16 protein-coding genes are annotated in these 22805 nt (G+C 60.0%); 6 read left to right on the top strand and 10 right to left on the bottom strand.

The features are described 5' to 3' along the window. The first annotated feature begins 84 nt into the window (after positions 1-84). Genes ABIC80_RS02330 through ABIC80_RS02350 form a run of 5 tightly spaced genes read left to right on the top strand, consistent with a single transcriptional unit; the run spans position 85 to position 5268 of the window. A complete protein-coding gene (locus ABIC80_RS02330) occupies positions 85-1713 on the top strand; it encodes an ABC transporter substrate-binding protein (protein ID WP_429175283.1) in 1629 nt (542 codons plus the stop codon). After that, a complete protein-coding gene (locus ABIC80_RS02335) occupies positions 1710-2747 on the top strand; it encodes an ABC transporter permease (protein ID WP_023478569.1) in 1038 nt (345 codons plus the stop codon). The genes ABIC80_RS02330 and ABIC80_RS02335 overlap by 4 nt, the downstream gene beginning before the upstream one ends. Then, positions 2744-3649: an ABC transporter permease gene (locus ABIC80_RS02340; RefSeq protein WP_124967850.1), complete on the top strand. Its 906-nt coding sequence runs from the start codon at positions 2744-2746 to the stop codon at positions 3647-3649. The genes ABIC80_RS02335 and ABIC80_RS02340 overlap by 4 nt, the downstream gene beginning before the upstream one ends. Further along, the gene (locus tag ABIC80_RS02345; RefSeq protein WP_200133819.1) at positions 3621-4484 is read left to right on the top strand and encodes an ABC transporter ATP-binding protein; all 864 of its coding nucleotides are present in this window, start codon (positions 3621-3623) and stop codon (positions 4482-4484) included. Before ABIC80_RS02340 ends, ABIC80_RS02345 begins: the two co-directional genes overlap by 29 nt. Before the next feature lie 10 nt (positions 4485-4494). Continuing rightward, the gene (locus ABIC80_RS02350; protein WP_429175286.1) at positions 4495-5268 is read left to right on the top strand and encodes an ABC transporter ATP-binding protein; all 774 of its coding nucleotides are present in this window, start codon (positions 4495-4497) and stop codon (positions 5266-5268) included. Between the two features lie 513 nt (positions 5269-5781). Here ABIC80_RS02350 and yegS read toward each other — a convergent pair. The 10 genes from yegS to yegD form a co-directional block, all read right to left on the bottom strand. Next, positions 5782-6684, bottom strand: a complete 903-nt coding sequence (gene yegS / locus ABIC80_RS02355) for a lipid kinase YegS (RefSeq protein ID WP_312277926.1) — start codon at positions 6682-6684, stop codon at positions 5782-5784. A 251-nt stretch (positions 6685-6935) separates the two neighbouring features. Further along, positions 6936-8297, bottom strand: a complete 1362-nt coding sequence (gene yegQ / locus ABIC80_RS02360) for a tRNA 5-hydroxyuridine modification protein YegQ (protein WP_429175289.1) — start codon at positions 8295-8297, stop codon at positions 6936-6938. A 117-nt stretch (positions 8298-8414) separates the two neighbouring features. Then, positions 8415-9146, bottom strand: coding sequence for a tetratricopeptide repeat protein (locus ABIC80_RS02365; protein WP_429175292.1), 732 nt, complete (start codon positions 9144-9146; stop codon positions 8415-8417). Between the two features lie 19 nt (positions 9147-9165). Beyond that, the gene (baeR, locus tag ABIC80_RS02370) at positions 9166-9888 is read right to left on the bottom strand and encodes a two-component system response regulator BaeR (protein WP_023479172.1); all 723 of its coding nucleotides are present in this window, start codon (positions 9886-9888) and stop codon (positions 9166-9168) included. Beyond that, positions 9885-11357 (bottom strand): two-component system sensor histidine kinase BaeS, encoded by a 1473-nt coding sequence (gene baeS, locus ABIC80_RS02375; RefSeq protein ID WP_094420980.1) that lies wholly within the window; start codon positions 11355-11357, stop codon positions 9885-9887. Before baeS ends, baeR begins: the two co-directional genes overlap by 4 nt. Further along, complete coding sequence (locus ABIC80_RS02380) at positions 11354-12769, bottom strand: MFS transporter (protein ID WP_023479162.1); 1416 nt, start codon at positions 12767-12769, stop codon at positions 11354-11356. The genes baeS and ABIC80_RS02380 overlap by 4 nt, the downstream gene beginning before the upstream one ends. Further along, complete coding sequence (mdtC, locus tag ABIC80_RS02385; protein ID WP_429175294.1) at positions 12766-15843, bottom strand: multidrug efflux RND transporter permease subunit MdtC; 3078 nt, start codon at positions 15841-15843, stop codon at positions 12766-12768. Before mdtC ends, ABIC80_RS02380 begins: the two co-directional genes overlap by 4 nt. Continuing rightward, entirely contained in the window at positions 15844-18966 is a 3123-nt protein-coding gene (locus tag ABIC80_RS02390) for an MdtB/MuxB family multidrug efflux RND transporter permease subunit (RefSeq protein ID WP_429175296.1), read from the bottom strand. After that, positions 18966-20189 (bottom strand): MdtA/MuxA family multidrug efflux RND transporter periplasmic adaptor subunit, encoded by a 1224-nt coding sequence (locus ABIC80_RS02395; RefSeq protein ID WP_200133826.1) that lies wholly within the window; start codon positions 20187-20189, stop codon positions 18966-18968. The genes ABIC80_RS02390 and ABIC80_RS02395 overlap by 1 nt, the downstream gene beginning before the upstream one ends. 175 nt (positions 20190-20364) lie before the next feature. Then, complete coding sequence (gene yegD, locus ABIC80_RS02400; protein ID WP_094420971.1) at positions 20365-21717, bottom strand: molecular chaperone; 1353 nt, start codon at positions 21715-21717, stop codon at positions 20365-20367. Between the two features lie 133 nt (positions 21718-21850). Between yegD and alkA the strand changes: the two genes are divergently transcribed. Further along, on the top strand, positions 21851-22696 hold the full coding sequence (gene alkA / locus ABIC80_RS02405; protein ID WP_305208097.1) for a DNA-3-methyladenine glycosylase 2: 846 nt from the start codon (positions 21851-21853) through the stop codon (positions 22694-22696). Positions 22697-22805 lie beyond the last annotated feature (109 nt).

The following is a 22805-nucleotide window of genomic DNA, read 5'->3' on the forward strand; positions in this document are numbered from 1 at the left end:
CCGGGAGCACTGACTTTCGGGACGCGTGGGCCGGTTTGTGTGCTTGTCACCGCCGGCAAAACGTACCCTACAGGCGACAGATAGATGAAAAAAAACTCCCTCGCGGGCGCGTGCATACTCGCGCTCTCGTTGATGGTGGGCAGCGGCGCGGCAGCGGCAAAAACGCCGCCCGATCAGCTCATCATCGGCATGAACATGAACAACCTGCTGACCCTCGATCCGGCGGCGATGACCGGCAATGAAGTGGTCGGCATCGTGGTCAATCTCTACGACTCGCTGGTGGAGCTGGACCCTAACGAGCTGACTAACGTAAAACCGGCGCTGGCGAAAAGCTGGAGCGTCAGCCCGGATGGCAAAAGCCTGACCTTTCATCTGCGCGACGACGTGAAATTTCACTCCGGCAACCCTTTAACCGCAGAGGATGTGGTCTGGTCGATGCGCAGGCTTTTGCACCTTAACCTCGCGCAGGCATCGGTGTGGAAATCCTACGGTTTCAGCAAAAAGAATATCGACCAGCAGATCAGCGCCCCGGATGCCTACACGGTAAAAATCACCCTGCCGAAAGCCAACGACCCGCAGCTGGTGCTCTACTCGCTCGGCGCGTTGGGTAACCTGGGCGTGCTCGACAGCAAAACCGTGCAGCAGCATGCGGTAAATAACGACTGGGGTAACCGCTGGCTGACCACTAATGAAGCGGGCTCCGGGCCGTTTATGCTGGAGACCTGGCAGGCGAAAGATGTGCTGCGCATGAAGCGTAACCCGCACTACTGGCGAGAAGAGCCGAAGCTGAGCCGCGTGGTGCTGCGCCATTTTCAGGAGTCGCAAACCCTGCGCCTGATGCTGGCGAAAGGGGATCTCGATATTGCCAACAATATGGCGGTATCGGATATCAACGCGTTGCGAAAAGACCCGAATGTTACCGTCGAGGCGGTGCAAAAGGGCACGGTCTACTACGTGGCGATGAGCATGAAAGAGCCACACTTCGCCAACCCGAAGGTGCGCGAAGCGGTGCGCTATCTCATTGATTACCAGGGCATCAACAATGCGCTGATGCCGGGTTACGGCGTGCTGCACCAGCGGCCGATTAAAGCGGGAATGCCCTCAACGCTGCCGGACCCCGGCTATCGGCTCGATATTCCGCGCGCCAAAAAGCTGCTGGCGGAAGCGGGCTACCCGCAGGGCTTTGATACCACGCTGCGGGTGCTGGCCGATCAGCCGTTTCTCAATATCGCCATTGCCGTGCAGTCGACGCTGATGCAGGCCGGCATCAACGCCAAAATCATCACCGGCACTGGTAACCAGATCTACGGCGCGATGCGTGAGCGCAAGTTCGACATGCTGGTCGGGCGCGGCGGCAGCGGCGTTGAGCCGCACCCGCACTCCAGCCTGCGCGCGCTGGTCTATAACCCCGATAACAGCGATGAAGCCCGGCTGACCAACTTCCAGGGCTGGCGCACCAGTTTCTACGACAAACAGCTTAATGAGATGATCGACCATGCCCTGCTGGAGCGGGATCCAAACAAACAGAAGGCGGATTATCAGCAAATTCAGGTGCGTTATGACCAGCTGATCCCGGCGCTGATCCCGCTGTCACAAATGGTCGATTCGGTAGTGGTGCGCAATGAGGTGAAAAACTTCCAGTCGCATCCATCGGCAACCACCTTTCTGCGTGAAGTCTACAAACGCGACGGCGCTGAAGGAGAGAAACCATGAGTATGCTACTGCTTGCACCCGGCTCGCGGGCCCGTCGGGTCTCGACGCGCCTCACCCAGGTGGCGATCACCCTGTTCGGATTGCTGCTGCTGACCTTCTTTATTGGCCGCGTGATGCCGGTCGATCCGGTGCTGGCGATTGTCGGTCCCGATGCCGATCACAGCACTTATCAGCAGGTTTACCACCAGCTCGGCTTTGATCAGTCGTTGATGACGCAGTTTGGTATCTACCTCAACAACCTGCTGCACGGCAATTTGGGCAATGCGCTGCTGACCGGCAAACCGGTGCTGGACGATATTCTGCGCGTCTTCCCGGCAACGCTGGAGCTGGCGACGTTCGCCATTATCGTCGGCGCTGGCCTGGGCATTCCTCTTGGCGTGCTGGCGGCAGCACGGCGCAACAGCGTGGCCGATTACGTGGTGCGCATCATCAGCCTTGCCGGTTACTCAACGCCGATTTTCTGGGTCGGCATGATGGGGCTGCTGCTGTTTTACGCCTGGCTCGGCTGGGTTGGCGGCGCCGGGCGGCTCGATCTCGGGCTGGATGGCCTGGTGCCGCGTCGCACCGGCTTGATTACCGTCGATGCGCTGCTGGCGGGCAATGGCCAGGTGTTCTGGAACGCGCTTAATCACCTGGTGCTGCCCGCTTCGCTGCTCGGCTTTCACTCGCTGGCTTACATTAGCCGTATGACGCGCAGCTTTATGCTGGCGCAGCTCTCGCAGGAGTTCATCATCACCGCGCGGGTCAAAGGGCTGACCGAGCGGCAGGTGATCTGGAATCACGCTTTTCGAAATATTCTTGTTCAGCTGTTAACGGTGGTGGCACTGGCCTACGGCTCGCTGCTGGAAGGGGCGGTGTTGATTGAAACGGTCTTCTCCTGGCCCGGTTTTGGCTCCTATCTTACCGGCAGCCTGCTGCTCGGCGATATGAATGCGGTGATGGGCTGCGTGCTGCTGGTAGGGGTGATCTTTGTGCTGCTGAACCTGCTCTCCGACATGCTCTATCAACTCTTTGATCCGAGGACGAAATCATGACGGTCTCATTTGATTCGCCTGTTTCAGCCGCCCGCCGCGAACGCAGCCAGCGCATCAGGCGTGGCTTTGGCCGCACGGCGGGGTTTATTGGTAAAATGGCGCGCAACCCCCTCACCGCTATTGGCGGCAGCATTATCCTGCTGCTGTTGATTGTGGCGATCTTCGCGCCGCTGATTGCTCCTTACCACCCGCTGGTAATGGATCTCAACAATGCCCTGAGCGCGCCGAGTGCCGCCCACTGGTTCGGCACCGATGAGTTCGGGCGCGATATCTTCAGCCGGCTGGTCTATGGCTCGCGCATTACGCTCTATATCGTGCTGCTGGTCTCCGTCACCGTCGGCCCGCTCGGCCTGCTGCTCGGTGTTACCGCCGGTTACTTTGGCGGCAAAGTCGATATGGTGCTGATGCGCGTCACCGATATCTTTATCTCCTTTCCGAGCCTGGTACTGGCGCTGGCGTTTGTCGCCGCCCTCGGCCCCGGCCTTGAGCATGTGGTGATTGCCATTACGCTCACCGCCTGGCCGCCAATTGCGCGGCTGGCACGGGCGGAAACCCTGTCGCTGCGCCAAGCCGATTTTATCTCAGCGGTGCGTTTGCAGGGCGCGTCGCCAGTGCGCGTGCTGTGGCGACACATTGTGCCGCTCTGCCTGCCGTCGGTGATTATCCGTATCACCATGAATATGGCGGGCATCATTCTGACCGCCGCCGGGCTGGGGTTTCTCGGCCTCGGCGCGCAGCCGCCGGATCCGGAGTGGGGCGCGATGATCTCCAGCGGGCGCACCTACATGATGGAGTGCTGGTGGGTAGTGACCATTCCGGGGCTGGCGATTTTGATCAACAGCCTGGCGTTCAACTTCTTAGGAGACGGCTTACGTGACATCCTCGATCCCCGCAGCGAATAACTCGCCGCTTCTCGATGTGCGCAACCTGCACGTCGATTTCGTCAACGCAGGCGCGGTCACCCACGCGGTACGCGGCGTCTCTTTTACCCTCGGTCAGGAGAAGCTGGCGATTGTCGGCGAGTCCGGCTCCGGTAAATCCACCGTCGGGCGCGCGCTGCTGCGCCTGCATCCGGCGAAAGCGCGGATCACCGCCGAGCGTATGCAGTTTGGCAATATCGATCTGCAACAGGTCACCGAGGCGCAGATGCGCCAGGTGCGCGGTAAACGTATCTCGATGATTATGCAGGACCCGAAGTACTCCCTGAACCCGGTGGTGTGCGTCGGCGATCAGATTGCCGAAGCCTGGCTGACCCACCATCCGGGGCAGAAAAAAGCGGCGAAAGCCAAAGTGCTGGAGATGCTCGATGTGGTGCGTATTCGCCAGCCTGAGCGGGTCTATCACCTCTATCCTCACGAAATTTCCGGCGGGCAGGGGCAGCGCATCATGATCGCGATGATGCTGATCACCGACCCGGAGCTGGTGATTGCCGATGAACCGACCTCCGCGCTCGATGTGTCGGTGCGTTTGCAGGTGCTGGGGCTGCTGGACGATCTGGTTAAATCGCGCGGGCTGGGGCTGATTTTTATCAGCCACGATATCAACCTGGTGCGCAGCTTCTGCGATCGCGTGCTGGTGATGTATGCCGGGCGCGTGGTGGAATCTATCGCCGCCAAAGATCTCGATAACGCGCAGCACCCCTATACGCAGGGGTTGATCCACGCCCTGCCGGAAATTCACAACCGCCGACCGGTGCTGCCGGTGTTGCAGCGTCAGGCCAGCTGGCTGGGCGAGTGAGGAGAGCCATATGATTACTGTAAACCACCTGAACCTGGCGTTTGGCGACGGGGAGAAGCGCAACCAGGTGTTGAGCGATGTGACGTTTGCCGTGCAACCGGGGGAGATTTATGGCCTGGTGGGCGAGTCGGGGTCGGGCAAAACCACGGTGCTGAAGTGCCTGGCGGGGCTGTTTACCCACTGGGAGGGCGAGCTGGCGATTAACGATCAACCGCTGGAGAAGCGCCTCAGCCGGCCGCGCTGCCGGCTGGTGCAGATGGTGTTTCAGGACCCTTATGGTTCGCTGCATCCGCGCCATACCATCGGCGATATTCTCGAAGAGCCGCTGCAAATCCACGGCATTAACGATCGCGATCGGCGCATCAACACGCTGCTGGATAAAGTCGGCTTAAGCCGCGCCTTTCGCGAGCGCTATCCGCATCAGCTCTCCGGTGGACAGCGTCAGCGCGTGGCGATTGCCCGGGCGCTGATTCTGGAGCCGCGCGTGCTGCTGCTGGATGAGCCGACCTCGGCGCTGGATGTCTCGGTACAGGCGGAGATCCTCAACCTGCTGGCGGCGCTGCATCAGGAGTCGCAGCTAACCTATTTGATGGTGACGCACGATTTGGGGGTGATTGCCCATCTCTGCCAGAAGGTGGCGGTGATGCAGCATGGGAAAATCCTTGAAACCTTAACGGTGGATGCACTGGTCAGCGGCGCGGCGCAAACGGATTATACGCGGATGCTGGTGAATGCCAGCCAGCAATATAGCCGCGAGATGGCGCGCGAGGTCGCGGCGTATTGATCACCGGTATATAGCCCATTATCCGGCCTACCGTAACGAAGCCGCTGAAACGGCGTAGGCCTGATAAGCGTAGCGCCATCAGGCATTAGGGTTGGATTGGTGGAATGGTTCCGTTCACCAGGCGTGTGGCGGAATATTTTTATCACCGGTGCGGTTAACGGGATAAGGGAAGCGGCCGCGCTCCCCTTATCAATCCCCGCGGCCCCGCGAGGAAATCGGTGCTGCGCACTGCGCTCACCTCCCGCGTGCCTGACTGCGGCCGGCTCGGCTCGACATCCTGTCTCGGTTCGCCTCTGTCCGCCATCCATGGCGTCCAGACCTTGTCATTCACGCTTCGGTTCGCCGATTTCAGCGGGGACACAACCCCGTCGCTGTCATATTGCAGATAAAAACCAAGTCGGTGTCGCTGAAAGCGCGTTTTTGTAGGCCGGATAAGGCGTAGCCGCCATCCGGCAATCGGTGCCGCGGAGAGAATGCCGGATGGCGCGTACCGCTTATCCGGCCTACGAGATGCTATCGCAGCAACGGGCAATCCGGCGGCAGGCGGCACTGCAACGCATTGGGCAGCACCTCCATACGGAAATGCTCGCCGCGCAGCGGTTCGCCGTCGAGGTTAAAGGTCATTTCATGGGGAGCGGTGATCTCAAACCACGCCGAGTGACCATCGATAATATGCGGATTATCCTCCTCCTGCTGGGTCAGCGTAGTGAAGAGGGCAGGGATAATCTCTTCGCCGGTAAAAATCCGCAGCTGCAACTGACCATCATTAATCAGCGCCTCCGGGCAGAGCTGCTGACCGCCGCCAGCCTGGCGACCATTGCCAATACCGATCACCAGCGCATCACCCTCCCAGTGGAAATCCTCGCCGCGAATCACGCAATGGTCAGATTTCAGCATATCCATACGCATCAGGCCATGGATCAGATAGGAGACACCGCCGAGCGCGGCTTTCAGTTTTTCCGGCGTTTCGCTGGTAATGCGCGTTCCAAAACCGCCCGTCGCCATATTGATAAAGCAGGTCTCGTTGTTCACTTTCGCAATATCAATCGGCACCGCTTTACCGACAATCGCCAGCTGCAAGGCTTTATCCAGCGCTTCCGGGATGGCGGTACTGGTAGCGAAATCATTGGCGGTGCCAAGGGGCAGAATACCCAGCACCGGTTTATGCTCTCCCGGGCAATTCACCAGCGCGGTAGCCACTTCATTGATGGTGCCATCACCGCCGCCAGCAATCACCGTCGCGACGCCAAGCTGCTGTGCTTCTGCAACATAGCGTGCGGCATCGCCTTTTTCCCAGGTGACGCGCACCTGAATATCCATACCTTCATCGCGCAGCAAATTTATCGCTTCGCGCAGCGGCTCGTCACCGGCGCTTTTGCCGTTAAGGATCAATAAGCTTGTGGGAAATGTACTCATTCTCTTCGTCCTGACAAAAAATCCATGAAGAAAGTGTATCTCAGGAAAAGCGAAGGCGTGGAAAAAGCAGATAAAGGGAGAAAAAAATAAGCCTGCGTAAGGGAGATTACGCAGGCTAAGGAGGTGGTTCCTGGTACAGCCAGCATTTATGGGTTATGTTTTTTCAGCGGAGTGCATAATAACCGCATTAAACGTGGCGGTGTGTGATCCGATTCTAAGAATCTTCGCACCGTAAGAATAACCCTGCTAAATTACTTTCCGTGCGGGTTTCTGGTTGTCTGACCAGTGAAATTACGCATCAAAAGCGCGTACTCCAGAGGCATATCCTGGGGAACCGGCAGCCATACGGTATAACCATCTCCTGGTGCCACAGACATCGCTTCGCCTTTGCCGCTCTCCATCTGCTCCAGCGTAAAGTTGACGTTGCCCTGCGGCGTCATCAATTCAAGGCTGTCGCCCACGGAGAACTTATTTTTCACCCGCACCGCCGCGAGATCGCCTTTGCGCTCGCCGGTGAACTCGCCGACAAACTGCTGGCGCTCAGAGAGAGAGTAGCCGTAGTCGTAATTCTGGTAATCATCATGGGTATGACGGCGCAGGAAGCCTTCGGTATAGCCGCGGTGCGCCAGCCCTTCCAGCGTCTCCAGCAGTGAAGTATCGAACGGCTTGCCCGCTGCGGCATCGTCAATCGCTTTGCGGTAGACCTGCGCGGTGCGCGCGCAGTAGTAGAAGGATTTGGTACGGCCTTCGATTTTCAGCGAGTGCACGCCCATCTGCGTCAGACGTTCAACGTGGGCAATCGCGCGTAGATCTTTGGAGTTCATGATGTAGGTGCCGTGCTCATCTTCAAAGGCGGTCATGTACTCGCCCGGACGCTGCGCCTCCTCAATCATAAACACCTTATCGGTCGGCGCGCCAACGCCGAGGGTCGGCTCAACGTTCTGCACCGGAATTGGCTCGTGAACGTGCACAATATTACCGACCGCGTCCTCTTTCCCTTCCTGGACGTTATACTCCCAGCGGCAGGCGTTGGTGCAGGTGCCCTGGTTTGGATCGCGTTTGTTGATATAGCCCGACAGCAGGCAGCGGCCGGAGTAGGCCATGCACAGCGCGCCATGAACGAAGATCTCCAGCTCCATCTCCGGCACCTGGGCGCGGATTTCGGCAATCTCTTCCAGCGACAGTTCGCGGGAGAGGATCACGCGCGTCAGCCCCATCTGTTGCCAGAACTTGACCGTCGCCCAGTTGACGGCATTCGCCTGCACCGAGAGGTGGATCGGTATCTGCGGGAAGTGTTCACGAACCATCATGATAAGCCCCGGATCGGACATAATCAGCGCGTCCGGCCCCATCTCCACCACCGGTTGCAGATCGCGGATAAAGGTTTTCAGCTTGGCGTTGTGCGGCGCGATATTCACTACTACATAAAACTGCTTACCGAGCGCGTGGGCTTCGTTAATGCCGATCTGCAGATTTTCGTGGTTGAATTCGTTATTACGCACGCGCAGCGAGTAGCGCGGCTGGCCTGCGTAAACGGCGTCCGCGCCGTAAGCGAAAGCGTAACGCATATTTTTCAGCGTTCCCGCCGGGGAGAGAAGTTCCGGTTTAAACATGATGATCTCATTCTGATGACAGGTCAGATCGCCCCATTCTCATGGGGCGGCAGGGGAGTTCCCCTGAATTTAGGGCGGGAATTGTAGCGCTGCGCGCCGGGGGAGTAAACCGGCGTCTCAGTTGACGCGCAGATAGGTGCCGTCGGCGCTGACGTTATGACCAAAAGCGCAGTTGTCGATGTTGTCGGTTTTCATGGCGAGACTTTTTCCATCCGGCAAAAGCGCCAGCGAAATCTTACAGGTAGTGCCTAAATCCGAAATGACGATATCGCCTTTACCCGCTTTCAGCGTCACTTTTACACTGAACTCGCCGATATTCGGCCCGGAGTAGAGCCCCATCAGACCGTAGTAGGCGCCCTCCCAGTCAGCTTTATAGGTGTCGTTGCCCTGCGATGTCAGCTTCAGGATCTGGAAACCACTGCGTCCGGAATATTGCCAGTACTCACCGGCAGGGGAGGTCGGCTTCGGCAGCGCGTCAAGTTTGTCCTGGATGCGCGACAGGTTATATTTCGACTTCTCGTCATCCGGCATGATGGTCAGCCACGCCTGCGCTTTGCGATACTCGCCCTGGCGGATCCAGGTCAGCGCGACGTTATTGTAGGCGGTGGCGATTAGCACATCATTGGGATCATTCTTGCCAAACTCGCACTGCTCAAGCCACGCCGCCTGCTGCTCAAAAGCTTCACGCGCTTTCGGGTAGTTTTTCGCGCTGTAGAAGGTCTCGCCCTGTTTTGCGTAGCCGCTGATTTTGGCGCAGTCGGCCTTAATTTGCGCTTCGGTAATCTCTGCCTGGCAACCGAAGGCCGCGAACATCAGCGCCAGCGCGCCGTAGGTATATTTCCTCACCATCCCTTCCTTATAAAAAGAGTTACGCCAGTTTGCAGGCGTCCGCCTCCCAGCGATAGCCCACGCCGTAGACCGCGCGAATAAAGGATTGCTCCTCGTCCAGCGCTTCCAGTTTGCGACGCAGGTTTTTGATATGACTATCGATAGTGCGGTCGGTCACCACGCGGTAGTCATCATACAGATGATTGAGTAATTGTTCGCGCGAGAAAACTTTACCCGGTTCGCTGGAGAGGGTTTTCAGCAGGCGGAACTCGGCGGGCGTCAAATCGAGCAGCTTGCTGTGCCAGCTCGCCTGGAATCGGCCTTCATCGACAATCAATGGGCTTTCGGCATCAAGCTGCTGCAATTCGCGCTGCGGTTTGCAGCGGCGCAGAATGGTCTTCACCCGCGCCACCACTTCACGCGGGCTGTAGGGTTTGCAGATGTAGTCATCGGCACCGATCTCCAGCCCCAGCAGGCGGTCGATCTCTTCGATCTTGGCGGTCACCATCACAATCGGCACATTGCAGAAGCGGCGGATTTCGCGACACAGCGTTAAGCCATCGACGCCCGGCAGCATCAGGTCGAGCAGGATCAGATCCGGCGGGGTCTGGCGCACGTAACTGAGCACCTGATCGCCATGGCTAATCAGCGACGGCGCGTAACTTGCCGCGCGCAGATAGTCGATCAGCAGTTGTCCGAGCTTCGGTTCATCTTCAACGATCAGGATGCGCGGCGTGTTTTCATCAATAGGTAACTCTGTCATACATCTCTCGATTTTTCGCGTTCAAGCGGAAGTTCAACTGTAATGCTAACCCCGCCAAATGGCGAGTGCGCGGCATGGATAGCGCCACCGTGCGCCTCCACAATATTCAGACAGATTGCCAGCCCCAGCCCGGAGCCACCGCTGGCGCGGTTGCGCGAGCCTTCCGTGCGGTAGAAGCGCTCAAACAGGCGCTGCAACTGCTCGTCACTCACCCCGGGGCCGCTGTCGGCAAAGCGCAGCAGCAGGGTGTTATCGCGCGGGATAAGCTGGATAAGCGTTCGCCCGCCGCTGTCGGTATAGCGCAGGCTGTTCTCCAGCAGATTATTAAATAGCTGCATTAAGCGATGCGGATCGCCAAACACCGTCGCGCTCTCCGGCAACTCCAGCGACAGCGTCAAATTGCGGCTGGCGAAGCGTTCACGAAACGCACCAGCGGCAATCTCCACCAGCGAGACGGCATCCACCGATTTTTTCTGATAGGCCAGCGCGCCCTCATCGGACATCGAGAGCTGATGCAGATCGTCCACCAGCTTGGTCAGCGTGGCGACCTCGGCCTGCAACGACGTGACCGACTCGGGGGTGAACTGGCGCACGCCATCCTGAATCGCCTCCAGTTCGCCACGAAGCACCGCCAGCGGCGTGCGCAGCTCATGGGAGATATCGGCCATAAAGTCGCGGCGCATCTGCTGGTTCTTCTCAAGGGTGCTGGCGAGCTGGTTAAAGTCCTGCGCCAGCCGGCCAATCTCATCCTGGCTGCCCGGTTTCACGCGGGTAGAAAAGTCGCCCGAGGCAAGTTTATGCGTGCCGTCCACCAGCCGTTTAACCGGGGCCAGCAGCCCGCGCGCCAGCGGGAAGGTGGCAATAGCGGCCAGCAGCGTGGCGAGGCCGACAATCACCCAACTGGTGCGCCGCTGCTGGCGATCAAAGTTGATATCGGTATTGCGCGTCAGCTTTTTCACCGGCGAGGCGATCACCCAGCCGACGGTGGCATTATTCACTTTTATCTGGCGCTGCGTACCATCAACCGGCACCGGCGAGTGCGGGCCGACCAGCACCCGTTTTTGCTGATCCAGCACCCAGAAGCGGGTGCGCCAGCCGTGAGGCGGCATATCCGGGCGATCCGGCGGGCCTGCGTCCTCTTGCGGACCTGGGCCACGCTCACGATCGGGGCCGCCGGGGCCGGGACGCCCGTCATCATGCTCATTCTCCCGGTCAAAGGATCGCAGGATCTGGAAAATCATCCGGTCATTGTGGCGCAGAAATTGCCAGTCGCCGTGCTGGGTATACTGCTCGGCGAGGGTATCCGTCAGCATCTGCAAGCGCAGGTCGTTGCCGCGCTTGATGTAGTTCATAAAATCATGCTCGAAGCTAATGCGCACCGCCCAGTGGGTAGCGAACAGCAGCAGAATGCAGGTGGTGAGAATGGCGAGAAAGAGTTTGGCCGTGATCCCCGGCCGCCAGAACCTCATGATGTTCTCCTGTTGCGACGGGCAATCACCGCATTTTGGCTGGCGTCATCGGGCACGCGGGCAAAAAGGGCCGCCGGCAGTGCAATAATCACCGCCATCGTCAGATAAGTATAAAGAAAGACCTCGTGCGCCACGCCGCTGTCCGCCGAGAGATGCTGCTGACCGAAGAGGCCGAGCAGCAGACCGGCGACGCTGACGCCAATACTCATCGAGAGCTGCATAATCATCGACAGCATACTGTTGCCGCCGCTTGCCAGCTCATCGGGCAGATCCTTCAGCGTCAGGGTGTTCATCGACGAGAAGCGCATCGAGTTAATCATCCCCTGGCAGAAGAGCACCACCGGCAGCAGGTAATACCAGCCAAGTAGCGCCGTCGCCATAAACAGCAGGCTCACCAGCGCGAGGCCAATGGTTGAGGCGACCAGCACGCGGCGATAGCCAAAGCGGTTAACCACCTGCACAACGATCCGCTTCATCCCCATGCTGCCGAGCACCATCGGGATCATCATCAGCCCGGCATGAAACGGCGAAAAGCCGAGGCCGATCTGCAAAAAGACCGGGGTCATAAAGGGCAACATGCCGCTGCCGATACGCCCGGCGAAGCTCCCCGCCAGCCCCAGCGAGAAGCTGCGGGTACGGAACAGGCGCAAATTAAACAGCGCCCGGTCATTGCCCCTTGCGTGCAGCAGATAGAAGAGGATCGCCGCTGCCCCAACCGCCACCAGACCGCCCAGTTGCCAGAGCGTCAGGCCAAGGCCGCGGCTGCCGTCGAGTGCCAGCGTCAGCGTCGCCATGCCGCCCGCCAGCAGCACGAAACCGGAGAAATCGAAGCGGCGGGTTTGCAGGGTGTAGTTCGGCATCAGGCTCAGGGTGGCAATCGCGCCAATAATGCCCACCGGCAGGTTAATCAGGAAGATCCAGTGCCAGGAGGCGTACTCCACCAGAATGCCGCCGAGCGCCGGGCCAAGCAGTGGGCCGACCTGGCCTGGCAGCGTCACAAAGGTCATCGCCGCCATATAGTGGGTGCGCGGCACGATCTTCATCACCGTTAAGCGCCCGACCGGCACCATCATCGCGCCACCAAAGCCCTGCAGCACGCGCGCCAGGATCAGCTGATCGAGCGTGGCGGCCAGCGCACAAAATAGCGACCCGGCGGTAAAGAGTACAATCGCCACGCAGAAGATATTGCGCACGCCAACGCGGTCAGCCAGCCAGCCGCTGGCAGGCAGCATCACCGCAACGGTCAGCACATAGGAGACCACCACCATATGCATATGCAGCGGGCTCTCGCCGAGGCTTGCGGCCATCGAGGGGAGGGCGGTGTTAACAATGGTGGTATCCAGCGACTGCATAAAGAAGCCAAAGGCGACTATCCATAACTGCCAGCGGATCTGTTTCGGTAACTCATTCATTCACTTACGGGCTCTCTCACTTTGCGACTAAACCGCGCGCGCAGACGATCAAAGAAGAGGTAGACCACCGGCGTGGTATAGAGCGTCAGCAGCTGGCTCATCACCAGCCCGCCGACAATGGTGATACCGAGCGGCTGGCGCAACTCTGAGCCATCTCCGCTGGAGATCACCAGCGGCAGGGCACCAAATAGCGCCGCCAGGGTGGTCATCATAATCGGGCGAAAACGCAGCAGGCAGGCCTGGAAAATCGCCTCTTCGGCGCTCAGTTGCCCCTTGCGCTGCGCTTCAAGGGCGAAGTCGACCATCATAATGGCGTTTTTCTTCACAATCCCGATAAGCAGCATAATACCAATCAGCGCAATCAGGCTAAACGGCGCGCCAAACAGCTCCAGCGCCAGCAGTGCGCCAACGCCCGCCGACGGCAGGGTCGACAGAATGGTCAGCGGGTGAACATAGCTCTCATAGAGAATGCCAAGTACGATATAGACCGTGGCGATGGCGGCAAGGATCAGGATCACCTGCGAGTTCATCGTCTCCTGGAACACCTGCGCGGTACCGGCAAAACTGCCGCGCACGCTGTTCGGCACGCCAAGCTGCGTCATGGTGCGGTCAATCGCCTCGCTGGCCTGCGAGAGCGAGATGCCCGCTGGCAGGTTAAAGGCAATAGTTGAGGCCGCCGACAACCCCTGGTGGTTGACCGACAGCGGCGCATTGGCCGGTTGCCAGTGGGCAAAGTAGGAGAGGGGAATCGACGCGCCCGCATCGTTGATGATGTACATCTTATCCAGCGCGCTGACATCCTGGGTGTAGCGCGGGTCGACCTCCATCACCACTTTGTACTGGTTAAGCGGCTGGTAAATGGTGGAGATCTGCCGCTGGCCAAAGGCGTTATTCAGCAGGCTGTTCGCCGCCTGCACGCTGATGCCAAGGCGGGTCATGGTTTCCCGGTCGTAGACCAGGTTCATCTCCGCGCCGTTATCCTGCTGATCCGAGTTGACATCCGCCAGCTCCGGCAGCGCCGCAAACGCTTTGCGGATCTTCGGCTCCCACTCGCGCAGGTCGCTTAAGGAATCTGACAGCAGTGCAAACTGGTAGCTGGCATTGGCCTGGCGGCCGCCAACGCGAATATCCTGCACCGCCATCAAAAAGAGGCTCGCGCCCGGCTCTTTTGCCAGCTTACTGCGCAGGCGGTCAATCACCTCCTGCGCGGTGGCGTGGCGCTGGTCGCGCGATTTGAGAGTAATAAACATCATCCCGCTGTTAACCCGCGAGCCGCCGGTAAAGCCGGTAACATTATCCACCGCCGGATCCTCGCGGATGATCTGCATAAAGTCCTGCAACTTGCCGCGCATCGCCTGGAAGGAGATGCTCTGATCCGCCTGAATACCGCCCATCAGCACGCCGGTATCCTGCTCCGGGAAGAAAGTTTTCGGAATCGAGATATAGAGCCAGATATTGAGCGCGATAGTGCCAAGCAGCACCACGCCAACCAGCCGGGCGTGGTTAAGCACCCATTTCAGCGAGCGGGCATACTGCTGCTGGATGCGGGTCAGCAGGCGGCCAACGCCTCTCTCGCGCGTGCGGCTATGCGGCTTATGGGCTTTGAGCAACCAGCCGCACATCATTGGCGTCAGGGTGAGTGAGATCAGCAGCGAAATGCCAATCGCCACCGACAGCGTAACGGCAAACTCGCGCAGCAACCGCCCCGGCAGCCCGGCCATCAGCAGCAGCGGCAGGAACACCGCCACCAGCGACAGGCTCATCGAAAGCACCGTAAAGCCCACTTCCCGCGTCCCTTGCAGCGCCGCCTGCAACGGCTTCATCCCCGCTTCGAGATGGCGGGAGATATTCTCCAGCACCACAATCGCATCATCGACCACAAAGCCAGTGGCGATGGTCAGCGCCATCAGCGACAGGTTGTTGAGGCTAAAGCCGCACAGATACATGGCGGCAAAGGTGCCAACCAGCGACACCGGCACGGCCACCGCCGGGATAAAGGTCGCCCGACCTGAACGCAGGAAGAGGAACACCACCAGGATCACCAGCGCGACGGAGATCACCAGCGTCTGCTCCACCTCCTCCAGCGAGGCGCGGATGGTCGGTGAGCGATCCTGAGCGATTTGCAGGTCAATGGCGGCGGGAATGGTCTTTTGCAGCTCCGGCAGGCGGGCGCGAATGCTGTCCACCGTCTGGATAATATTGGCTTCCGGCAGTTTGCGGACCATCAGCAAAATCGCCGGTTTGGCGTTGGTCATCCCGGCGTTGCGCACATCCTGCACCGAGTCGGTGACCGTGGCGACATCGCTTAAGCGTACCGCGGCACCATTTTTGTGGTGAATAATCAGCGGCTGGTACTCCGCCGCAGTTTTTAACTCATCATTGGTCTGCACCTGCCAGCGGTGCGAGCCATCCTCCAGCGCGCCCTGCGGTTTGCGCACGTTGGCGTTGCTGATGGCCGTGCGCACCGCATCAAGAGAGACGCCCTGGTTAAACAGCGCCTGCGGATTGAGATCGACCCGCACGGCGGGCAGGGAGCTGCCGCCGACATCGACATCGCCGACACCGTCGATTTGCGACAGGGTTTGTGCCAGCTGCGTTGAGGCAAAGTCATACAGCTCACCCTGGGAGTAGGTATCCGAGGTGAGGGTCAGGATCATGATTGGCGCAGCGGAGGGGTTCGCTTTGCGGTAGGTCGGGCGGCTCGGCATGCCGCTCGGCAGCAGGCTCTGCGCGGCGTTGATTGCCGCCTGCACATCGCGCGCCGCGCCGTTGATATCGCGGTCGAAATTGAACTCAAGAATAATGCGCGTGCTGCCAAGGGAGCTGGAGGAGGTCATCTCGCTCACTCCGGCAATGCGCCCCAGCGAGCGCTCAAGCGGTGTGGCGACCGACGAGGCCATGGTCTCCGGCGAAGCACCGGGCAGCGAGGCGCTGACCATGATCACCGGAAAATCGACCTGCGGCAGCGGGGCGACCGGCAGCAGCCGGAAGCCGAGAATGCCGCACAGGGTAATGGCGAGCGAAATCAGGATCGTCGCCACCGGGCGGTAAATGAAGAGGGCGAAAAACTTCACTTACGCCTCCTCTTCACGCTGCGGAAAACGCTTTTTCGCCGCCAGCGCCAGGCGGTCGAAGAGCAGATAGATCACCGGCGTGGTAAACAGCGTCAGCACCTGGCTCACCAGCAGGCCGCCGACCATGCCGATCCCCAGTGGGCGACGCAGCTCTGCGCCAACGCCGGTGCTAAGCATCAGCGGCAGCGCGCCGAGCAGCGCCGCCAGTGTGGTCATCAGGATCGGGCGAAAACGCAGCAGGCAGGCCTGGAAGATGGCATCGCGCGGCGACATGCCCGCTTCGCGCTCGGCGGCGAGGGCGAAGTCGATCATCATGATGGCGTTCTTCTTCACAATGCCGATCAGCAGGATGATGCCGATGATGGCGATCACATCCAGCTCGCTGCCGGAGATCATCAGCGCCAGCAGCGCGCCGACGCCCGCCGTTGGCAGCGTCGAGAGGATGGTTATCGGGTGGATAAAGCTCTCATACAGCACACCGAGCACGATATACATCGCCGCTATCGCCGCAACAATCAGCCAGATGGTGCTGCCGAGCGCCGCCTGGAACGCCAGCGTGCTGCCCTGGAATTCGGTGCGGATATCGGTCGGGAAGTGGAGGGTTTTTTCGCTCTCCTGCACCGCGTCAACCGCATCGCCGAGCGAGTAGCCGTCGGCGACATTAAAGGAGATGGTGGTCGACGGGAACTGATCGAGATGGTTGATGCTTAACGGCGCATAGCGCTGCTCGATTTTGGCAATCGACGACAGCGGTACCACGCCGCCTTCGCTGCTGGTCAGGCGAATATTATCCAGCCCCGCCAGACCCGGCGTCTGCGAGGTGTCATGCTCCAGCACTACCCGGTACTGGTTCGCCTGAGTGTAGATGGTGGAGATCAGGCGCTGACCAAAGGCGTTGTAGAGGGCGTTATCGACATCCGCCATGCTGATACCGAGGCGGCTGGCGCTGTCGCGATCCACATTGACATAGGCCACCAGCCCTTTGTCCTGCCAGTCGCTGCTGACATCCGCCAGCTGCGGCATCGCCTGCAATTTACTCACCAGCTGCGGTACCCAGGTGCTGAGCGCCTCAAGGGAGTTTGCCTGCAGGGTGAACTGGTACTGGGTGCGGCTGACGGTCGTATCAATGGTCAGATCCTGCGTCGGTTGCAGGTAGAGCGACATACCCGGCACATTGCCCGCCGCCTGCTGCAACCGCTCGATCACCGGCTGGACGCGATCGTCGCGCTCATCAAGTGGTTTAAGGTTGATCTGCAACCGCGCGCTGTTCAGGGAGGGGTTGGTGCCGTCAACGCCGACGAAAGCGGTGAGGCTCTCCACGGCCGGATCGCGCAGGATAATATCCGCCACCTGCCGCTGGCGCTCCGCCATGCTGGCAAAGGAGGCGGATTGCGGTGCCTGCAGCGTGCCCTGAATAATGCCGTTGTCCTGGATTGGGAAGAAGCCTTTCGGAATAAAGATCCACAGCATCACCGACAGCACCAGCGTGCCGAGGGCGACGCCAAGCGTCAGCCACGGGTGGTTAAGCACCCGGCTCAACAGACGACCGTAACCGTCAATCACCCGCTCAAAAAAGCGCTCCGAGGCGCGGGAGAAGCGGTTCTGCTTGCGCAGGGATTCCGCGCTCAGCATGCGCGCGCACATCATCGGCGTTAAGGTCAGCGACACCACGGCGGAGATAAGAATGGCAATCGCCAGCGTGACGGCAAACTCGCGGAACAGCCGCCCAACGATATCGCCCATAAACAGCAGCGGGATCAGCACCGCAATCAGCGAGAAGGTGAGCGAGATGATGGTAAAGCCGATCTCGCCTGCGCCTTTCAGCGCCGCATTCAGCGGTTTTTCGCCCTTTTCGATATAGCGCGAGATGTTTTCGATCACCACAATCGCATCATCGACGACAAAGCCGGTGGCGATAGTGAGCGCCATTAGCGTCAGGTTATTGATGGAGAAATCCAGAAACACCATCGCCGCAAAGGTGCCAATCAGCGACAGCGGCACCGCAACGGCGGGGATAATCGTCGCCGGAATATTGCGCAGGAAGAGGTAGATAATCATCACCACCAGCGCAATCGCCAGCATCAGCTCAAACTGCGTGTCGCTTACCGAGGCGCGGATATTGTTGGTGCGATCCGAGAGCACTTTCACGCTGACAGATTTCGGCAGGCTCTCGGTAAGCTGCGGCAGCAGGGCACGAATGTTATCGGCGGTATCGATAATGTTTGCGCCCGGCTGGCGCTGCACATTCATCACAATCGCCTGCTGTTTATTCGCCCACGCGCCGAGCCAGCTGTTCTCTGCACCCTGTTCAACGGTGGCGATATCGCCAAGGCGGATCGGCGCGCCGTTCTGGTAAGCGATAATGAGCTTGCGGTACTCCTCGGCGGACTGCATCTGGTCATTGGCCGAGAGGGTGACGGCGCGGGTCGGGCCATCAAGGCTACCCTTCGCCGAATTGACGTTAGCGTTACTGATGGCGGTGCGCACGGTTTCACTGGTTAACCCCAGCCCGGCAATCGCCTGCGCGTTAAGTTTGACGCGCACCGCCGGACGCTGGCCGCCGGAGAGCGTTACCAGCCCGACGCCGGAGACCTGGGAGATCTTCTGCGCCACGCGCGTTTCCACCATATCCTCTACCCGCGTCATCGGCATGGCGGAAGAGGTGACCGCCAGCGTCATGATCGGCGGGTCGGCGGGGTTCACTTTGTTGTAGACCGGCGGGTTCGGTAAGTCCGAAGGCAGCAGGCTGTTGGCGGCGTTCATTGCCGCCTGCACTTCTTGTTCGGCGACATCCAGCGGCAGGCTCAGCTGGAATTGCAGCGTAACCACTGAGGCACCGCCGGAGCTCTGCGAAGACATCTGCTTTAAGCCCGACATCTGGCCGAACTGGCGCTCAAGCGGCGCAGTAATGGCAGAAGTCACTACATCCGGGCTGGCGCCAGGGTAGAGCGTCACCACCTGAATGGTTGGATAATCCACTTCCGGCAGCGCCGAAACGGGCAGAAAGCGGTAGCCGATGATCCCGGCCAGCAGGATCGCCACCATCAACAGCGTGGTGGCGACCGGACGCAGAATAAAGAGACGCGAAGGGCCGCCCGTCCGGCCCGGCGGTAACAGCTGCATCAGCCTTGTGCTCCTTTCGCCGGACGTTCACGCTTCGCGGGCAGGGTTTCTGCGTTGCTGGCGTCAACCACTTCGACCTGCGCGCCCTCTGTCAGACGGTCGATACCGTCGGTGACGACGCGATCGCCCGCCGATAACCCGGCGCTAATCACCACTTTCTGGCTGTCCTGGATGCCTGGCGTTACCGTGTGTTTGCTGACCTTGTTCTTATCGTTCAGCACCCAGACGAAGTTGCCTTCATTGCCCATTTGCAGCGCCGCAGCGGGGATCACCACCGCATCCTGCTGGGTGGCGACCAGCATACGGGCGTTAACAAACTGATTCGGGAAGAGGGCGTCGTCCTGGTTGTCGAAACGCGCTTTCAGCTTGATGGTGCCGGTGGTGGCGTCGATCTGGTTATCCAGGCTCAACAACGTGCCGCTGCTGAGCTTCTGCTTATTGGTGCGATCCCAGGCTTCCACTACCAGTTTCTGCGCATTTTTCTGCGCCTGCACGACAGTCGCGATGTCGCTCTCCGGCAGGGTAAAGATGAGATCGATAGGGTGGGTCTGCGTCAGCACCACAATACCGGTGGTATCGCTGCTGCTAATCTGGTTGCCAACATCGACCTGTTTCAGGCCGACGCGTCCGCTAACCGGCGCGGTGATGCGGCTCCACTCCAGCTGCAACTGGGCGCTGGCGACGGAGGCTTCATCCGCTTTCACCGTGCCTTCGGATTCGCTGACCAGCGCCTGCTGGGCATCAAGATCCTGGCGAGAGACGAGGCTGGTTTTCGCCAGTTGCTGATAGCGGGCAAGATCGCGGCGGGCGTTGGCAAGGGTTGCTTTATCTTTCGCCAGCTGGCCCTGCGCCTGCGCCAGCGCGACGTTGAATTCGCTGGGGTCAATCTCCGCCAGCAGATCGCCAGCGTTGACCTGTTGCCCCTCCTGGAAATGGATCGCCTTAAGCTGACCCGAGACGCGGCTGCGCACGGTAACGGTATTCGCCGCGGTGATGGTGCCGAGGCCGGAGAGATAGCGCGGAACGGATTCGCTGGTGGCGGTGGCCGCCTGCACCGGTGGCAGCGCGCCGCGCATGCCGTGACGTCCGCCGCCCGCAGGCGCGTTTTGCCCGCTTGCCGTGGTGGTTGAGGGGGTGTGCGCAAAATAGTACCAGGCCGCACCTGCCAGTGCGATGACCAGTGCCGCGACAACGGTGCGGCGAAAAGTGACTCGTCCTTTCATCGTTATAGGTATCTCTTTAAATCGAATGGCGAAGTAATAGTAGTGTAGTCACCCTGAAGCGCAGAATAATGGAGGAAAAATGAAACACTGTCTGGAAACGTAGTCACGACAGATAATTTGCGTTAGGGAGATTTTGTAGCAGAAAGCGTGCCGGGTGAAGCCACCCGGCAGATAATCAACGGAAGACGACCTGCGCCCAGCGGGCCAGCCCGGCGGTCACCGAGCCGAAGTCATCGCCGCCGGCAATGGTGATGCCGGGCAGCGTTTCCGCCAGCGCTTTTTTGATAATCGGTGAACGGGCGCTACCGCCGGTTAAGTAGATCACATCCGGCGTCTCATTACTGGTTGCCAGCGCCAGCTGCACCTGCTCAATAATGCGCTGTAACGGCTGGTTAAGGGCATTTTCCAGCCCCTGCTGATCGATAGCGGTGGCGAGGCTGTCGCTGATAAATGGCAGCGAGGCGGTCACCTGCTGCGTGTCGGAGAGGGCGATTTTGCTCTCTTCCGCGCTGCGCACCAGCCGGTAGCCGAGGCGCTGCTTCCACACTTTCACCAGCAGAGCGACCTTCTCGGCGTCGCGCGCATCGCGCAGCAGGTCGTTTAACAGGCGGCCGTTTGCCGTGCTGTAGAACTCCGTCTGCGCAGGGACATCGTTGATCGCCACCGCGTTCCACCACGGCAGGATCGGCAGCGCGATACCTTTTTCCGTCTGTCCGCCCATGCCGAGCAGCGGCATCAGGTTTTTGAACGCCAGCGCGATGTCGAGATCGTTCCCGCCAACGCGGCAGCCGCTGTGACCGAGCAGGCTGGCGCTGCGATCCGCTTTCTCGCGCCACTGCGGACCCATCAGGATCAGCGAGCAGTCGGTGGTACCGCCGCCGATGTCGACCACCAGTACGCGCTTCTCTTCATTTAATGTCGCTTCAAAATCGAGGCCAGCGGCAACCGGTTCGAACTGGAACACCACCTCTTCGAAGCCTGCACGCGTTGCGGCGCGCTCAAGGATGCCCTGCGCCTGGGCGTTAGCCTCATCGCCGCCGAGCCCCTGGAAGTTGATCGGTCGGCCAATCACCGCCTGGCGAATCGCCTCCGGCAGCTGGCTCTCTGCCTGCTTGCGGATATGCAGCATCATGGCGCAGACCAGATCCTCAAACAGCGCGATCTGCTGCGGTTTCAGGCCGCTGGCACCAAGAAACGACTTCGGTGATTTGACGAAGTAGACCTCTTCCGGATCGCTCACATACTGGCGCAGTGAGGCGAGACCGAACTGGACGCTGGCGGCGTTGACCTCAATGTCCTCTTCGCGGTTGAAGCTCACCGCCCGGCGCAGCAGCGCCTGGGTTTCACTCCCCGTTGCCGGAACCTGATGGTGGCGATAGAGCCACTCGCTCACCGCTTCGCGCGTCGGCGCGCAGAGCATCGATGGCAGCAAGGTGCTGTTATTTTCCATGGTCAGCAGCTGTGGCGCGTTATCGCGCATCACCGCTACCGAGCAGTTTGCCGTACCGTAGTCAAAACCAATAAACACCGTGCAATCCCCATGCCTGTGAAGAAGGGGGGCGACTTTAGCGGAATGCGTGCAGGGCGACAACCGGAATATGAAAGCAAGGCGAAAATTCCCTGAGTTGTTATGCTTTTAGCATTATCAGCGGGGAGATGGTATGTACACACTGCACTGGCAGCCGCCCTATGACTGGGCGTGGATGTTGAGTTTCTTAGGCGCGCGCGCCGTGGCGGGCGTGGAGGTGGTGAGCGAGTCGCGCTATGTGCGCTCCTGTGCCTTTGGCGGCCATCGCGGGATCATTACCGCCGAGCCGGATGAGACAAGCGCGACGCTGAAGGTCACCTTAAGTGAGGGGCTTGAACCGGTTGCGGAGCACTGTTTGCAGCGGCTGGAGAGGTTATTTGATCTCTCCTGCGAGCCGGAGCGTATCAATTCGCGGCTTGGCGATCTCGCCGCCGCGCGCCCTGGCCTGCGGCTGCCCGGCTCGATCGACCCCTTTGAGCAGGCGGTGCGCGCGGTGCTTGGGCAACTGGTGAGCGTGGCGATGGCGGCAAAGCTGACGGCGAAAGTCGCGCATCGTTATGGCGAAGTGATGGACGAGGCACCGGGCTTTATCACCTTTCCCACCGCACAGCAGATTGCCGCCGCCGATGCACAGGTGCTGAAAAGTCTCGGGATGCCGCTAAAGCGCGCCCAGGCACTGATTACCCTGGCCGAGGCTGCCTGTGACGGCACCTTTCCACTCCAGAGGCCAGATGATGTGGAGCAGGGGGTGAAAGCGCTAATGAACTATCCGGGAATTGGACGCTGGACGGCGAACTACTTTGCGCTGCGCGGCTGGCAGGCGAAAGATATCTTCTTAGCGGATGATTATGCGATTAAGCAGCGTTTCGCCGGGATGACGCCCGCGCAAACGCGCCGTTATGCCGAGCGCTGGCAGCCGTTTCGCTCTTACGCGCTGTTGCATATCTGGTTTACGCAGGCGTGGTCGCCCGAGCCGTAATGCAATGCCCGATGGCGCTGCGCTTATCGGGCCTACGGGAAGCATGGTTGCGGTACTGGTAGTCCGGCGCTAATGCCCGATGGCGCTGCGCTTATCGGGCCTACGGGGA

This window comes from Kosakonia sp. 1610 (assembly GCF_050435845.1).
GTDB lineage: Bacteria > Pseudomonadota > Gammaproteobacteria > Enterobacterales > Enterobacteriaceae > Kosakonia > Kosakonia cowanii.